Origin of the sequence: Klebsiella planticola ATCC 33531 (assembly GCF_000735435.1) — a bacterium.
GTDB classification, from domain to species: Bacteria; Pseudomonadota; Gammaproteobacteria; order Enterobacterales; family Enterobacteriaceae; genus Klebsiella; species Klebsiella planticola.
The window spans coordinates 15,182-30,616 of record NZ_JMPP01000033.1 but is presented as its reverse complement, the minus strand read 5'-3'; the positions used below and the strand labels follow the sequence as shown (position 1 = coordinate 30,616).

Below are 15,435 nucleotides of genomic sequence, written 5' to 3'. Positions count from 1 at the left end.
TGCCCTTATTTAAACTGTTTGAGGAAACGCAAATCGTTTTCGAAGAACGCACGTAAATCGGTCACGCCGTAGCGCAGCATCGTCAGACGCTCCATCCCCATGCCGAAGGCAAAACCGGAGTAGACTTCCGGATCGATGCCAACATTACGCAGCACGTTCGGATGCACCATCCCGCAGCCCAGCACTTCCAGCCACTTGCCGTTTTTACCCATCACGTCAACTTCCGCGGACGGTTCGGTAAACGGGAAGTAGGATGGACGGAAACGAATCTGCAGGTCTTCCTCAAAGAAGTTATTCAGGAAGTCGTGCAGCGTCCCTTTCAGGTTGGTGAAGTTGATATTGGTATCAACAATCAGACCTTCCATCTGGTGGAACATCGGCGTGTGGGTCTGGTCGTAGTCGTTACGGTAAACGCGGCCCGGCGCAATAATGCGGATCGGCGGCTGCTGGTTTTCCATAGTGCGAATTTGCACGCCGGAGGTTTGGGTACGCAGCAGACGCGTCGCATCAAACCAGAAGGTATCGTGATCGGCACGTGCCGGGTGGTGTCCCGGAATGTTCAGCGCATCAAAGTTGTGGTAGTCATCTTCGATTTCCGGACCGGTCGCGACGGTGAAGCCAAGCTCGCCGAAGAAGTTTTCGATGCGATCGATGGTACGGGTCACCGGATGCAGACCGCCGTTTTCAATACGGCGACCCGGCAGAGAGACATCGATAGTCTCTGCGGCCAGACGCGCATTCAACGCTGCGCCTTCCAGATCCGCTTTACGCGCGTTAAGCGCCTGCTGGACCTGCTCTTTCGCTTCGTTGATGACCGCACCAGCCGCCGGACGCTCTTCTGGCGGCAGTTCACGCAGGGTTGTCATCTGAAGGGTCAGATGCCCTTTCTTCCCCAGGTATTCCACGCGGACGTTGTCCAGCGCGGCAACATCTGATGCCTCATTAATGGCTGCCTTCGCACTGGCAACCAGCTCTGCGAGATGTGACATGGTTTTCCTCATTATGTCGGTGCAGACACCGGTTATGGTCATTATTTTATTCTGACTATTTCGAGTTACAGGCGGCGCCGGGCCGCATGGCACTTAGCGCAGAAAACCGCTGTCGCCGAATGCGCGCTCAGCCCACGCACCTGCAGCTTGAAATAGAATGAACACGTTCATATACGAAAAAAGCCTCCACAGTGGGAGGCTTTCTGGCGCTGTTTTCCGTTTCTTCTTTCACGCGCTAGCCTCCTGAGTTCAGGTGCTAAAGTAAAAAAAGAAGCGGAAAATAGCAGCATTCATGCTTGCATTACCTTGTCTGGTACGAAACGTAAGACCTGTATTGAAAAGCTTACGGCAATAAAAGTCAATGTATTGATGGTGTTGAAACGAAAAGAGGGAGACAAGCTCCCTCTTTCAACTGGCTTATGCCAGAGCTGCTTTCGCTTTTTCGACCAGCGCGGTGAACGCTAATTTGTCGAATACGGCGATGTCAGCCAGGATCTTACGGTCGATTTCAACAGAGGCTTTTTTCAGGCCGTTGATGAATTTGCTGTAAGAAATACCGTTCTGACGTGCTGCTGCGTTGATACGCGCAATCCACAGTTGACGGAACTGACGCTTTTTCTGACGACGGTCACGATAAGCGTACTGACCAGCTTTGATAACAGCCTGGAAGGCAACGCGGTATACGCGAGAACGCGCACCGTAGTAGCCTTTAGCTTGTTTCAAAATTTTCTTGTGACGTGCACGGGCAACTACACCACGTTTTACGCGAGCCATATGTGCTCTCCTGTATCTATTCTAATTAAAAAGTTTAAAAGGGTTAACGACTTATGCGTACGGCAGGCACGCGATTACCAGGCCCAGATCGCCTTTGGAAACCATGGCTTTCGGACGCAGGTGACGTTTACGCTTGGTAGCTTTTTTAGTCAGAATGTGACGCAGGTTAGCGTGCTTGTGCTTAAAACCACCTTTACCGGTTTTTTTGAAGCGCTTAGCAGCACCGCGTACGGTCTTAATTTTTGGCATTTTAATAACTTCCACTTCGCATTGTTAATAAACGAAACATAGGCGAACAACGCCTGCGAAGCCTGAGGGCTCCACAGGAGTTGCTACTTGAAGGCCTTACTGTTTCTTCTTAGGAGCGAGCACCATGATCATCTGGCGGCCTTCGATCTTCGATGGGAAGGATTCGACCACTGCCAGTTCACTCAGATCGTCACGGACGCGGTTAAGCACTTCCATACCGATCTGCTGGTGAGCCATCTCACGACCGCGGAAACGCAGCGTGATCTTAGCTTTATCACCCTCTTCCAGAAAGCGAACCAGGCTGCGGAGTTTTACCTGGTAGTCGCCATCATCGGTGCCAGGACGGAATTTGATTTCCTTAACCTGGATAACTTTTTGCTTTTTCTTCTGTTCCTTAGAAGACTTGCTCTTTTCATAGAGGAATTTGCCGTAATCCATAATACGACAAACCGGCGGCTCGGCGTTAGGGCTGATTTCGACTAAGTCTACTCCGGCTTCTTCAGCTTTTTCCAGAGCTTCTCTCAGACTCACAATACCAAGCTGCTCGCCTTCCAGACCTGTTAAGCGAACTTCTTGCGCGCGAATTTCGCCATTAATACGATTCGGACGCGCCGTTTGAACTCGTTTTCCGCCTTTAATACCTTATTCCTCCAGTTGTTGAAGACTGCGGCTGCGAATCTCTTGTTGCAGCTTTTCGATCACTTCATTTACGTCCATGCTGCCGAGGTCTTTACCACGACGGGTACGCACGGCCACTTTGCCGGCTTCGACTTCTTTGTCGCCACAGACCAACATATACGGGACACGACGTAAAGTGTGCTCGCGGATTTTAAAGCCAATCTTCTCATTTCTCAAGTCCGCTTTTACCCGAATGCCCGCATTTTGTAGTTTACGAGTCAATTCGTTAACGTATTCAGACTGAGAATCGGTAATATTCATCACCACGACCTGCACCGGCGCAAGCCAGGTTGGGAAGAAGCCGGCAAACTCTTCGGTCAGGATGCCAATGAAGCGCTCCATGGACCCCAGAATGGCGCGGTGAATCATTACCGGTACCTGACGCTCGTTATTTTCGCCCACATAAGAGGCGCTTAAACGCTGCGGCAGAGAGAAGTCCAGCTGTACAGTACCGCACTGCCATGCACGATCGAGGCAGTCATACAGAGTAAATTCAATTTTCGGACCGTAGAACGCGCCTTCACCCAGTTGATATTCAAACGGGATATTGTTTTCTTCCAGCGCGACCGCCAGATCCGCCTCAGCACGATCCCAGGTCTCGTCGCTTCCGATACGTTTTTCCGGACGAGTTGAGAGTTTGACGACGATTTTCTCGAAGCCAAAAGTGCTGTACATATCGTAGACCATACGAATACAGGCGTTGACTTCATCACGGACCTGATCTTCAGTACAGAAGATGTGGGCATCATCCTGCGTGAAGCCACGTACACGCATCAGACCATGCAGCGCGCCCGAAGGCTCGTTACGATGGCAGCTACCGAATTCCGCCATACGCAGCGGCAGATCGCGGTACGATTTCAGACCCTGATTAAAGATCTGCACGTGACCCGGACAGTTCATCGGCTTGATGCAGTATTCACGGTTCTCAGAAGAGGTGGTGAACATCGCATCTTTGTAGTTGTCCCAGTGCCCGGTTTTTTCCCACAGCACACGGTCCATCATGAACGGGCCTTTTACTTCCTGGTACTGGTACTCTTTCAGCTTGGAGCGCACAAACACTTCCAGCTCGCGGAAGATTGTCCAGCCGTCGTTATGCCAGAAGACCATACCCGGCGCTTCTTCCTGCATATGATACAGGTCGAGCTGCTTGCCAATCTTGCGATGGTCACGTTTGGACGCTTCTTCCAGACGCAGCAGATGCGCGTTAAGCGCTTTTTTATCTGCCCATGCGGTACCGTAAATACGCTGCAACATCTTGTTGTTGCTGTCGCCGCGCCAGTACGCGCCTGCGGTTTTCATCAGTTTAAAGTGATGACAAAAACGCATATTCGGCACGTGCGGTCCACGGCACATGTCGACGTACTCTTCATGATGATACAAGCCAGGCTTGTCATCATGGGCGATATTTTCATCAAGAATGGAAACTTTATAAGTTTCGCCACGCTTCACAAAGGTTTCACGCGCTTCGTGCCAGCTGACTTTCTTCTTGATGACGTCATAATTCTTCTCGGCGAGCTCGTGCATACGTTTTTCGAGCGCGTCGATATCTTCCTGGGTCAGCGTATGATCGAGATCGACATCATAATAGAAGCCGTTATCGATAACCGGGCCGATAGCCATCTTGGTGTTTGGCCACAGCTGCTTAATCGCATGACCGAGCAGATGCGCGCAGGAGTGACGAATGATTTCCAGACCGTCTTCATCTTTTGCGGTAATGATGGAGAGGGTTGCATCGTTTTCGATGAGGTCGCTGGCGTCGACCAGCTCACCATTCACTCGTCCAGCGATCGTAGCTTTCGCCAGGCCTGGACCGATATCCAGAGCAACATCCAGCGGGCTAACGGCGTGGTCAAAATGGCGTTGACTGCCATCAGGAAGCGTAATTACAGGCATTTTATGTCCTTATTTGCAGTGGTGCCCCACACGAAAGAGCACATACAAAACAATATAATAATAATTATCAACAAGTTATAGCTCAGTTCCCGCTTCACTCTGCGAAATATGAGGACGACCGTTTACCGAACCGTTCCCACCTGCAGCCGCCTGTTGATAACACCGGCCCTTAGTTTACACATCATTAGTGCGTGTTAAAAGTCAGAACAAGATAAATGGTGGCGGTCAGGGATAAAACAAGGGGAACAGAAATCATGCGCTGGATATTCAGCCACAGGAACAACATGCCGGGACGACGGATGAAAATAGAAAAACAGCTCGCGCCACAACAGGTAATGGCAAGAAATAGCAAAGTGGAAGAATCGCCTTGACCACTCTTCAGGAAATAAACCGGTACATCTCTACCCGGCTTTATATCCCCTGAAATGTCATCATATTATCTACAGATGAAAATCAGGACCACTCGCCGGCAACAAGGGTATGGACATTAAATGCATCATCCATAGAGTGACCCGTTGATTGTGAACCGGGAGCAATATTTGATCCGGCTTCAACATCGGTAGCTTTGGCAATACCGACCTGCGTATGGTCAGTGTTGCCTGGCTGCGGGACCGGGTTAGCGGCGAACACGCCAAAAGACAGGGTGCACAGCATCACAGCCGCAGTCGCGATTTTGCTATTTTTCATGATGGTGATTCTCTTATTTACTGAAGGTAGTCCGGCAAAGATCTCATCTTCGTCGATAGTCAACAGTATAGATCCCGATCACACTTTTGTCCGACTAAATATTTAGCTATTTGTGTCAAATTATCTGCAGAGTTGTCAGGAAAAAATGAATTATGAGGAAATTATGGAGTTATTTTCTTTTTATAAAAAACAAAACAAAAGACCAAAAATAATAATGCCAGCGGTTGTGAATTTTAAAACAATCAGGCCGGTTTCCCGGCCTGAAATAAATTACATCTTATAACCCAGAGACAGCGTCGTGCGGCGATCGGTATGATTCGGCGCCGATGACGGCGGCTCGGAGTTCCAGGTCAGGTTGTAGGCAACCCGCAGTGCAAAATGCGCATTGATAGCGACGTTCAGGGCACTTTCCGAGTTCAGCGTCGTGTCCTGGGCACCAAACACCGACACCCCTTGGGTGAACTTGGTGTTATCGGTCATCTGCCAGGCCCAGGTACCGGAAGCATAGCCCAGCGGCTGGGTATCATTATCGCCATCGGTATACTCGTCATAGCGCACGCCAGGACCAAATTCAAAGCGCAGGCTGTGGACCGGACCGTTCAGAATCTGGCGACCATAACCCGCGGTTAAAACGTCGCGTTGTTGGTAGCCATTATAGCGGTCAGTCAACCAGCTGGCCTGGCCAAACACGTAGTTGCTGTCGGTCAGGTTGTAGCGACTACGGCCGCCAACCGCGTATTTTTCGGAGGAGCGCTGATCGTTGGACGATGTGTTGCTGGCGTTACCCCACAGCGACCATGCCGTCGTATCGCCGTACCAGGTCAACGTAGAATCCGCGGTCATTGAAGAACTTTTCGTATTTCCGGACTGCGCCAGATAACCGGCGTTAACCGCACCTTCGAAAGGTTTTTTGGCAGTGGAAGGGTCATCCATAACAGTAAAAACGGAATCATCGGCCAATGCGTGCGCAGACGCAAAGAGCCCCCCCGCCAGCAAAGCCGCTGCGGGTACTGTCTTCAAAAGCTTCATTTAATTTAGAGTCCGTACAACAAAAAGAGAGACCCAGCTGGTCCCGGAAACTTTCGCAAGGATCGCTATACGCGTCATCCTTCAGGCTACTTCTTTGCTGGCGTCACTAAGACATCCCCCACACAGTATGAACTGTGCTTTCGTGGGATGGCTTCCCTCGCCGCCTCGACGCATCTTGAATGATATTTGTATCTTGCAGGTCCAATGAAAGGCAAAGAATTATAAAAAAGCACGATTAACATAGCAATCAATTACTATTTCATTTTTTGAATAAGACAGCTCTTAGAACAATCTTTATTTCATAAAGATAAAAATAAAAAGCGCTTTACAAATCGCGACCGGCAATCGCTTCCCCTTCCCGGTAAGAAGTGCCATGCTTAAAAACACAACAGCTTAACCCGTATCATGGAGGAAATTAGATGACCAAAATCTATACGCTAACGCTGGCTCCCTCACTCGACAGCGCAACGCTGACACCGCAAATGTATCCTGAAGGAAAACTCCGCTGCAGCGCACCGGTTTTCGAACCCGGCGGCGGCGGTATCAACGTCGCACGTGCCATCACCTTTCTCGGTGGTAACGCAACGGCCATCTACCCGGCCGGTGGCGCCACCGGCGAACACCTTACGGCGCTACTCACTGCAGAACAGGTCCCGGTTGAGCCTGTCGAAGCGCAAGACTGGACGCGGCAAAATCTGCATGTGCACGTGGGCGCCAGCGGCGAACAATACCGCTTCGTGATGCCTGGCGCCGCCTTAACGGAAGAGGAGTTCCGTCGTCTCGAAGAAAAGGTTCTGGCAATCGAGAGCGGCTCATTGCTGGTGGTGAGCGGCAGCCTGCCACCTGGCATCGGCGTTGATAACCTGACTCAGTTAGTCAAAAGCGCGCAGCGTCACGGGCTTCGCTGCATCATTGATAGTTCGGGCGAGGCGCTGGCGGCCGCTCTTGATGTCGGTAATATTGAGCTCGTCAAGCCTAACCAAAAAGAGCTGAGTGCCCTGGTGGGGCGCGATCTGAGCCAACCCGATGACGTTCGACGTGCGGCGGAGGAGCTGATTCGTTCGGGTAAGGTCCGCCGGGTTGTCGTCTCACTCGGCCCACAGGGTGCGCTGGGGGTAGATGCCAGCGGCAGTGTACAGGTCGTGCCGCCGCCGATGAAAAGCCAAAGTACCGTTGGCGCCGGCGACAGCATGGTCGGCGCAATGACCCTGCGCCTGGCGGAAGATGCCAGTCTGGAGGATATGGTCCGCTTCGGCGTCGCCGCCGGTAGCGCCGCCACCATTAACCAGGGTACCCGTCTGTGCTCGCTGGAAAACACGCACAAAATCTATACTTACCTGTGCGGTCGCTAGTTCCCCTTCCCTCTGCTGGCGCAGAGGGAGTCGCCAAATCATCATCATGGTCTATGCTGAAAATTCCATGGATTACAACAGGGTGAAAAATGAGCACAGAAATTGTTACCCGCGTCGTCACGGTTAACTTTCAGGAAGAGACGCTGACTGAAATTAACGAGCTAAGTAATCATCTCACCCGCGCAGGATTTACTCTTGTGCTGAATGACGAAAACGGCAAGGTCCATGAACTGGGTACGAATACCTTTGGCCTGATTTCCGCGCAAAGCGCCGACGAGGTCAAAGCGCTTAGCGCCGGATTGGCGGAAACGGCGCTGGGTCGCCCCGTTGATGTTACCGTCACCACATTTGCCGAGTGGTTGAAAGCTCAATAAGTGCGATTCGTGCAGCGGAGCGCGCCAGTTGTGCGTCAGTTCGAATTTTACACCGGGGTTATGGGCTAACCTTATGAAATGGTGGAAAACAAGGGGAGAGACAGCATGTGGCAAGCTATCAGCACGTTGTTAAGCGACTGGCATTCCGAAACAGCTGAAATCGAACTTCGCAACGAACTGCCCGGCGGTGAAATTCATGCGGCCTGGCATTTACGTTTCGGCGGACGGGACTACTTTGTTAAATGTGATGAGCGCGAGCTTCTGCCTATCTTTACCGCTGAAGCAGACCAGCTTGAGCTGCTGTCGCGGAGTAAAACCGTTAGCGTTCCGCAGGTTTATGCAGTTGGCAGCGATCGCGACTACAGTTTCCTGGTCATGGAATATCTGCCCCCTCGCCCGCTGGACGCGCACAACGCCTTCTTACTCGGTCAGCATATTGCGCATCTGCATCAGTGGAGCGATCAGCCGCAGTTTGGGCTGGATTTTGATAACGACCTTTCCACCACCCCGCAGCCCAACGCCTGGCAACGCCGCTGGTCGACTTTCTTTGCCGAACAGCGTATCGGCTGGCAGCTGGAGCTGGCTGCCGAAAAAGGGCTCAGCTTCGGTGATATCGACAGCATCGTCGATAATGTGCAGCAGCGTCTGAGCAATCACCAGCCTCAACCGTCATTGCTACATGGTGATTTGTGGTCGGGGAACTGCGCGCTAGGACCCAACGGCCCCTACATCTTCGATCCCGCCTGTTACTGGGGAGACAGAGAGTGCGATCTGGCGATGCTGCCGCTACACCCTGAACAGCCACCGCAGATCTACGATGGCTACCAGTCAATATCGCCGCTGCCCTCCGGTTTCCTTGAGCGTCAGCCGGTTTATCAGCTCTACACGTTGTTAAACCGGGCGATTTTATTCGGCGGTCAGCATCTGGTGACGGCACAGAAAGCGCTGGATGCGGTATTAATGGAAAAGGCCCCATAAGGGGCCTGATTACAACACGGTCAGCTAATCTCTACGCCCTTCAGACGGAATTTGATCGTCATGGTGACGCCGGTTCCTGGTTTGCCCGCTTCATAGCGCCATTTGCGCAGCGCGTTTTTCACATCGCGTTCAAACATGTTGGCTGGCTGCGCAGAGAGAATTTCTACGTTATCCACCCGCCCATCTGGCGTGACATCAAACTTGACGCGAACAGAGCCTTCAATGCGCAACGCCTGGGCACGTGCCGGGTATGCCGGCTGGTTGCGGCTTAGCGCTCGCGGGCCGCTCGGCGCGGTCAGAGTCGGTTTCGCCGTTGCCGGTGCGGCGTTCGGCTGCGTACGCGCTGGCGCGGTATTGGTCGTTTCAAACGGTGAAGCCACGCGCGTTTCCGCCGGTTTCACATCACGCTTCGGCTGCTCAACCTTCTTCTCCGGCTTCGGCTTCGGTTTAGGCTTCGGCTTCGGTTTGGGTTCGGGCTTGTGAATGACGACCGGCGCTTCTTTTGGCGGCTCCGGTTCCGGCACGACTTCCGGTTCAGGCTCCGGTTCAACAACGGGTTCCACTACCGGCTGTGCGGCCTGAGGCGGTTCGAGATCTGCCGGCGCAACCATCGTAATTTCGATGGGTTGCGAGGGAGAGGGCCGTTCAATAACCTGATGTACCGAGGTATAAAGCAACCCCGCCACAACGGCACCGTGGATAGCCACGGACAGCAGCGTCGGCCACGGGAAGCGGCGAGGTAAATCAAGGGTCATTGCGCTCATAGTCGTTTCTGTTGAAAAATGATGCCCCGATTTTAAATGCAAATAGCAATCATATTCAATAAGCCTTGTTATCTTGCATCAAAATTTGCCCCGTTTTGTGGGAAAAATTTTCTGAAGCATGGCATTTTAAGCCGGTACGCATCTTTACATTGCAGTCAACGACGGATTCACTTAACGTGATTCGCCTGTTTATTGATAAGGAGCCTTGCCGTGCTTTACGTTATCTACGCTGAAGACATTGCCGATTCTCTGGAAAAACGCTTGTCGGTACGTCCCGCCCACCTGGCACGTTTGCAGCTGTTACAAGATGAAGGTCGCCTGTTGACCGCCGGGCCAATGCCTGCCGTCGACAGTAATGAGCCTGGCGCCGCCGGGTTTACGGGCTCAACGGTCATTGCGGAATTTGAATCGCTGGAAGTCGCAAAAGCATGGGCAAATGATGACCCTTACATCGCGGCTGGCGTGTATCAGAACGTCTCCGTGAAGCCTTACAAGAAAGTATTCTGAGATCGTCCGACAGCAAAACAGAGGCACCGTAAACGGTGCCTTTTATATCAGTACTCAGTGAAGACAAACAGCAGGGAACCACGTTGTCGTTTCACCAGTTCCTTCCTGATGGAGAGGATGCGCATGTTGCGGCGCGATTGGGCTTCCAGCCAGCGGGACTTGCGGCGACTCACCTGTCTTAGCATGCGCCAGCGCCCTACTTCCGTTCTACTACGCTTCATTGCTACTACTCTACAAGTGAAAAACAGACCACATTATAAACCCATGAATCTGGCTGACCAACGCTTTCGCTGCGTTTTTATTTGCCAGATGGATGTTGATGCGTAAACTCATGACATAGAGTTATTCAAAAGGATTTTTCATCTATGACAACCTTTTACACGGTGGTGAACTGGCTGGTCATCCTCGGTTACTGGTTACTCATCGCCGGTGTAACATTACGCATTCTGATGAAACGGCGCGCCGTACCTTCAGCAATGGCGTGGTTGCTGATTATCTATATTCTTCCGCTGGTTGGTATTATTGCCTATCTCTCATTTGGCGAGCTGCACCTGGGTAAACGTCGTGCGGAACGAGCCCGGGCGATGTGGCCCTCCACCGCCAAATGGCTAAACGATCTCAAAGCCTGCAAACATATTTTTGCCGAGGATAACAGCCCGGTCGCCGAGTCGCTGTTTAAGCTCTGCGAACGCCGTCAGGGGATCGCCGGCGTTAAGGGCAATCAGCTACAGCTGTTGACCGAATCTGATGACGTGATGCAGGCGCTGATGCGCGATATCCAGCTGGCGCGGCACAATATTGAGATGGTGTTTTACATCTGGCAACCTGGCGGCATGGCCGATAAGGTCGCGGAATCGTTGATGGCGGCGGCGCGGCGCGGCGTTCACTGCCGCCTGATGCTTGATTCCGCCGGCAGCGTCGCCTTTTTCCGCAGCCCGTGGGCAGCCATGATGCGTAACGCCGGTATCGAGGTGGTCGAAGCGCTGAAGGTCAACCTGATGCGTGTTTTTCTGCGCCGCATGGATCTGCGCCAGCACCGCAAAATGGTGATGATTGATAACTATATTGCCTATACCGGCAGTATGAACATGGTCGACCCGCGCTTCTTTAAACAGGATTCCGGCGTCGGGCAGTGGATTGATCTGATGGCGCGGATGGAAGGCCCGGTCGCCACGGCGATGGGCATCGTCTACTCCTGCGACTGGGAAATTGAAACCGGCAAACGTATTTTACCGCCGCCGCCGGATCTCAATATTATGCCCTTTGAAGAAGCCAGCGGACACACGATTCATACCATTGCTTCTGGCCCCGGTTTCCCGGAAGACCTGATTCATCAGGCGCTCCTCACCGCCGCCTATTCCGCCAAAGAACATCTGATCATGACCACCCCTTACTTCGTGCCCAGCGACGATCTGCTGCATGCTATCTGCACCGCGGCGCAACGCGGGGTCGACGTCAGCATTATCCTGCCGCGTAAGAATGATTCGCTGCTGGTTGGCTGGGCCAGTCGGGCCTTCTTTACCGAGCTGTTGGCGGCCGGGGTTAAAATTTATCAGTTTGAAGGCGGCCTGCTGCATACCAAAAGCGTACTGGTCGACGGCGAGCTCAGCCTGGTCGGTACCGTGAATCTCGATATGCGCAGCCTGTGGCTTAATTTCGAAATCACGCTGGTCATTGACGACGTCGGATTCGGCGGCGATCTGGCGGCCGTTCAGGACGATTATATTTCCCGTTCGCGCCTGCTGGACGCGCGGCTGTGGTTAAAACGACCGCTCTGGCAGCGGATCACCGAGCGACTGTTTTACTTCTTCAGTCCGTTGCTGTAAAACGTGCCAATCAGATGTTTAACGGGTAGCAATCATGGATATGGATTTAAACAATCGCCTGACCGAAGACGAAACGCTTGAACAAGCTTATGACATCTTCCTGGAGCTGGCTGTCGATAACCTCGATCCGGCGGATGTCATTCTGTTTAACCTGCAGTTTGAAGAACGCGGCGGCGCCGAGCTGTTTGACCCCGCGCCGGACTGGGAAGAGCATGTCGATTATGACCTCAACCCGGACTTTTTCGCCGAAGTCGTGATTGGTCTTGCCGATACCGATGGCGGCGAAATTAACGATATCTTTGCGCGTATTCTGCTGTGCCGTGAAAAAGACCATAAGCTGTGCCATATTCTGTGGCGTGAATAAGCCTCTCCCATACTAAAGCACAAAAAACGGCAGACGGTCACCACACCGCCTGCCGTTTTATTTTTCTTCCCCGACTATTCCGGCAGTTCACTCCCGCAGGCGTTGCAAAAACGCGCATTTTTATCATGCGCGGCGTGCTGACAGTTTGGACACGCGCGCGCGCGGCGATGTTGTAATGCGCTGGTCATATGCGTGGTGATAAGCCCGGTCGGGATGGCGATAATGGAATAGCCGATTAAGATCAGAACCGAGGCCAGAATTCTACCGATCGGCGTATGCGGCGTAATATCGCCATACCCTACCGTCGTAATGGTCACAATCGCCCAGTAGACCGATGCATTTAAGGTGGTAAACCCATACTGCGGCCCTTCAATCAGATACATCAGCGAACCAAAGATAACCATCACGATGGCAATAAAGGAATAAAAGAGGATCAGCTGATGGCGGGCGCTAACGATTGCCGCCCAGAAAATATTCAATGACGGCATAAAGCGCAGCAGTTTAAGAATACGCAAGCAGCGAATCGCCCGCATCGCACGCCACGCAAAGACATAATTGAGGCTCATTTCCGGCCACATCCACATCACATAGAGCGGCAGGATGGTGGCTAAATCTATCACCCCCCAAAAGCTGAAAATATAGCTGAAGGGTTTCGGCCAGCTGATAATACGCAGGAAATATTCGAGGGTAAAAACAGCGGTGACAAACAGCTCCAGCCAGACAAAAATGTGCCATTCATCAAACGTCAGGTGATATTGCGTACCCAGACCGGACTCAATAAAAATCACCAGCACGCTCAAAAGCGCAAAAATACCGCACAGGCCTTCAAATCGTCGTCCGGAACGACGGGTTTGATCGAAGAGTAAATGATACAACCGCTGGCGAGCGGCGTGAAAATGAACAGCCACGTTTAACCTCGCAAAAAAAAGGGCTGACCTACGTCAGCCCCAGAGATTATAACGGGTCTACCTTCAGGCAGGAAACCGCATGTCGGAAACTCCCCTCCAGCACCGGCCGCGTTTTCGCACATTCTGGCCCGGCGATGGGACAACGTGTACGGAAAACACACCCCGACGGCGGGTTAATCGGCGACGGCAGCTCCCCCTCCAGCAGCTGGATGGTTTTGTTCTTTTCCAGATCCGGGTCCGGAATCGGCACCGCGGACATCAGCGCTTTGGTATAGGGGTGCAGCGGATTGTGGTACACCTCATCATAAGTCCCCAGCTCCACCGCATGGCCCAGATACATCACCAGAACGCGATCGGAAATATGCTTCACCACCGCCAGATCGTGAGCGATAAAGATCAGCGACAGCCCCATTTCGCGCTGCAGCTGCTGCAGCAGGTTAACGACCTGCGCCTGAATCGAAACGTCCAGCGCCGAAACCGGCTCATCGCAGATAATCAGCTTCGGCTCGAGAATCAGCGCACGGGCGATACCGATACGCTGGCACTGGCCGCCGGAAAACTCGTGCGGATAGCGGTTAATCAGGTTCGGCAACAGACCCACTTTCATCATCATCGCTTTCACCCGGTCACGGACTTCCTGACGCGACATTTTGGGATGATAGGTGCGCAGCGGCTCGGCAATAATTTCGCCGATAGTCATACGCGGGTTGAGCGAAGCCAGCGGATCCTGGAAGATCATCTGGATATCGCTGCGAACATCGCGCCACTGTTCCTGCTTCATGCCTAACAGATCTTTGCCAAGCCAGGCGACTTTGCCGTCGGTCGCCTTCACCAGACCAATAATTGCCCGGGCAAAGGTCGACTTGCCGCAGCCGGATTCCCCGACCACGCCCAGCGTTTCGCCCTCGTAGAGACGCAGCGTGACGCCATCCACCGCTTTCAGCGTTTTGGACGGCTGCCAGAACCACTGTTTGCCATCCTTAATATCAAAGTGGACTTTCAGATCGGCAATTTCGAGCAGGACTTTTCTTTGTTCCGTAACGGCGGTCATAGCAGATCCCCTACCAGTTGAAAGCAGGCGCGCAGGCGGCCCGGTGCAAACTCCTCCAGAGGTGGAGCACTATGACAAATCTCCATCGCATGCGGACAACGCGGCTGGAACGGGCAGCCTTTCGGCAGACGCAGCAGGTTTGGCGGGTTGCCCGGGATGGTCAACAGCGACTCGCCCTCGGCGTCCAGACGCGGAACCGCGTTCAGCAAGCCGATAGAGTACGGATGGGAAGGATGATAAAAGACATCCCGCGCCATGCCGTATTCCATGGTCCGCCCGGCATACATCACCAGCACTTTATCGCAGATCCCGGCGACGACCCCAAGATCGTGAGTAATCATAATGATCGCCGTATTGAACTCGCGCTTAAGCTCATTCAACAGGGTCATGATTTGCGCCTGAACCGTAACATCCAGAGCAGTTGTCGGCTCATCGGCAATCAGCAGTTTAGGCCGGCACAGCAGCGCCATCGCAATCATCACGCGCTGACGCATCCCGCCGGAGAATTCGTGCGGATACATTTTCATGCGCTTACGCGCTTCCGGCATCTTAACCGCATCCAGCATCTTCACCGACTCTTCAAAGGCTTCGGCTTTTCCCAGACCTTTATGCAACATCAGAACTTCCATCAGCTGCTCACCCACCCGCATATACGGGTTCAGGGAGGTCATCGGGTCCTGGAATATCATGGAAATTTGTTCGGCGCGAAGCTTATTCAGATCGCGCTCCGGCAGATTGAGAATCTGACGGCCGTTAAACAGAGCCGACCCGCCAATCTGACCGTTGGAAGCCAACAGGCCCATTAAAGCAAACGCGGTCTGCGACTTACCGGAACCCGATTCGCCGACGATGCCCAGCGTTTCCCCGGCTCGCAGGTTAAAATTGAGGTCATTCACCGCCGTGACATCGCCATCAGGCGTTTTGAACGTGACGCGGAGATCTTTGACATCCAGCAGCAGGCCGGATTGTTGCTGTGCCTGCGGCGCTTTTGCCGTTTCAATTGTGCTCATGA

19 protein-coding genes and 1 other annotated feature are annotated in these 15,435 nt (G+C 52.9%); of the genes, 6 read left to right on the top strand and 13 right to left on the bottom strand.

Going from position 1 to position 15,435, the window contains the following annotated elements:
• Positions 1 to 5 precede the first annotated feature (5 nt).
• The 8 genes from pheS to GRPL_RS10985 all read right to left on the bottom strand — a co-directional run bounded on the left by pheS (position 6) and on the right by GRPL_RS10985 (position 6,299).
• On the bottom strand, positions 6 to 989 hold the full coding sequence (gene pheS, locus GRPL_RS10955; protein WP_032687130.1) for a phenylalanine--tRNA ligase subunit alpha: 984 nt from the start codon (positions 987 to 989) through the stop codon (positions 6 to 8).
• A 173-nt stretch (positions 990 to 1,162) separates the two neighbouring features.
• Positions 1,163 to 1,288 (bottom strand) — a sequence feature (Phe leader region).
• Positions 1,239 to 1,283 (bottom strand): pheST operon leader peptide PheM, encoded by a 45-nt coding sequence (gene pheM, locus GRPL_RS27785; protein ID WP_001386830.1) that lies wholly within the window; start codon positions 1,281 to 1,283, stop codon positions 1,239 to 1,241. (Overlaps the previous feature by 45 nt.)
• A 118-nt stretch (positions 1,289 to 1,406) precedes the next feature.
• Positions 1,407 to 1,763, bottom strand: coding sequence for a 50S ribosomal protein L20 (gene rplT, locus GRPL_RS10960; protein WP_004102963.1), 357 nt, complete (start codon positions 1,761 to 1,763; stop codon positions 1,407 to 1,409).
• A 51-nt stretch (positions 1,764 to 1,814) separates the two neighbouring features.
• Complete coding sequence (gene rpmI, locus GRPL_RS10965; protein WP_001124225.1) at positions 1,815 to 2,012, bottom strand: 50S ribosomal protein L35; 198 nt, start codon at positions 2,010 to 2,012, stop codon at positions 1,815 to 1,817.
• 96 nt (positions 2,013 to 2,108) lie between these two features.
• Positions 2,109 to 2,651, bottom strand: a complete 543-nt coding sequence (gene infC, locus GRPL_RS10970) for a translation initiation factor IF-3 (RefSeq protein ID WP_049267827.1) — start codon at positions 2,649 to 2,651, stop codon at positions 2,109 to 2,111.
• A gap of 3 nt (positions 2,652 to 2,654) precedes the next feature.
• Positions 2,655 to 4,583 carry a threonine--tRNA ligase gene (gene thrS, locus GRPL_RS10975; RefSeq protein WP_032697383.1) on the bottom strand — a complete coding sequence of 643 codons (1,929 nt, stop codon included), beginning with the start codon at positions 4,581 to 4,583 and terminating at the stop codon, positions 2,655 to 2,657.
• A gap of 453 nt (positions 4,584 to 5,036) precedes the next feature.
• Positions 5,037 to 5,270, bottom strand: a complete 234-nt coding sequence (locus GRPL_RS10980; protein WP_004863364.1) for a YdgH/BhsA/McbA family protein — start codon at positions 5,268 to 5,270, stop codon at positions 5,037 to 5,039.
• Between the two features lie 270 nt (positions 5,271 to 5,540).
• The gene (locus tag GRPL_RS10985; protein ID WP_004863367.1) at positions 5,541 to 6,299 is read right to left on the bottom strand and encodes a DUF481 domain-containing protein; all 759 of its coding nucleotides are present in this window, start codon (positions 6,297 to 6,299) and stop codon (positions 5,541 to 5,543) included.
• A gap of 419 nt (positions 6,300 to 6,718) precedes the next feature.
• On the opposite strand from GRPL_RS10985, the gene pfkB reads away from it, so the two are divergent.
• The 3 genes from pfkB to GRPL_RS11000 all read left to right on the top strand — a co-directional run bounded on the left by pfkB (position 6,719) and on the right by GRPL_RS11000 (position 9,003).
• Entirely contained in the window at positions 6,719 to 7,651 is a 933-nt protein-coding gene (gene pfkB / locus GRPL_RS10990) for a 6-phosphofructokinase II (protein WP_032687128.1), read from the top strand.
• Positions 7,652 to 7,740: 89 nt separating this feature from the next.
• Positions 7,741 to 8,025, top strand: a complete 285-nt coding sequence (ghoS, locus tag GRPL_RS10995) for a type V toxin-antitoxin system endoribonuclease antitoxin GhoS (RefSeq protein ID WP_004863372.1) — start codon at positions 7,741 to 7,743, stop codon at positions 8,023 to 8,025.
• Between the two features lie 105 nt (positions 8,026 to 8,130).
• Entirely contained in the window at positions 8,131 to 9,003 is an 873-nt protein-coding gene (locus tag GRPL_RS11000) for a fructosamine kinase family protein (RefSeq protein WP_032687127.1), read from the top strand.
• Positions 9,004 to 9,023: 20 nt separating this feature from the next.
• On the opposite strand, the gene tonB is transcribed toward GRPL_RS11000, so the two are convergent.
• Positions 9,024 to 9,767, bottom strand: coding sequence for a TonB system transport protein TonB (gene tonB / locus GRPL_RS11005; RefSeq protein ID WP_032687126.1), 744 nt, complete (start codon positions 9,765 to 9,767; stop codon positions 9,024 to 9,026).
• A 210-nt stretch (positions 9,768 to 9,977) separates the two neighbouring features.
• Between tonB and GRPL_RS11010 the strand changes: the two genes are divergently transcribed.
• Positions 9,978 to 10,274, top strand: coding sequence for a YciI family protein (locus tag GRPL_RS11010; RefSeq protein WP_004863379.1), 297 nt, complete (start codon positions 9,978 to 9,980; stop codon positions 10,272 to 10,274).
• A gap of 47 nt (positions 10,275 to 10,321) precedes the next feature.
• On the opposite strand, the gene GRPL_RS27780 is transcribed toward GRPL_RS11010, so the two are convergent.
• On the bottom strand, positions 10,322 to 10,495 hold the full coding sequence (locus tag GRPL_RS27780) for a YciY family protein (protein ID WP_004863385.1): 174 nt from the start codon (positions 10,493 to 10,495) through the stop codon (positions 10,322 to 10,324).
• A 144-nt stretch (positions 10,496 to 10,639) separates the two neighbouring features.
• On the opposite strand from GRPL_RS27780, the gene cls reads away from it, so the two are divergent.
• Complete coding sequence (gene cls, locus GRPL_RS11015; RefSeq protein ID WP_004863387.1) at positions 10,640 to 12,100, top strand: cardiolipin synthase; 1,461 nt, start codon at positions 10,640 to 10,642, stop codon at positions 12,098 to 12,100.
• Positions 12,101 to 12,134: 34 nt separating this feature from the next.
• Entirely contained in the window at positions 12,135 to 12,464 is a 330-nt protein-coding gene (locus GRPL_RS11020; RefSeq protein ID WP_004863389.1) for an HI1450 family dsDNA-mimic protein, read from the top strand.
• Between the two features lie 74 nt (positions 12,465 to 12,538).
• On the opposite strand, the gene GRPL_RS11025 is transcribed toward GRPL_RS11020, so the two are convergent.
• The 3 genes from GRPL_RS11025 to GRPL_RS11035 are packed head-to-tail and all read right to left on the bottom strand — an operon-like array spanning position 12,539 to position 15,433.
• Positions 12,539 to 13,372, bottom strand: coding sequence for an ion transporter (locus GRPL_RS11025; protein ID WP_032699510.1), 834 nt, complete (start codon positions 13,370 to 13,372; stop codon positions 12,539 to 12,541).
• 46 nt (positions 13,373 to 13,418) lie between these two features.
• Positions 13,419 to 14,423 (bottom strand): murein tripeptide/oligopeptide ABC transporter ATP-binding protein OppF, encoded by a 1,005-nt coding sequence (gene oppF, locus GRPL_RS11030; protein WP_032699507.1) that lies wholly within the window; start codon positions 14,421 to 14,423, stop codon positions 13,419 to 13,421.
• Positions 14,420 to 15,433 carry an ABC transporter ATP-binding protein gene (locus tag GRPL_RS11035; protein WP_032699505.1) on the bottom strand — a complete coding sequence of 338 codons (1,014 nt, stop codon included), beginning with the start codon at positions 15,431 to 15,433 and terminating at the stop codon, positions 14,420 to 14,422. The genes oppF and GRPL_RS11035 overlap by 4 nt, the downstream gene beginning before the upstream one ends.
• Positions 15,434 to 15,435 lie beyond the last annotated feature (2 nt).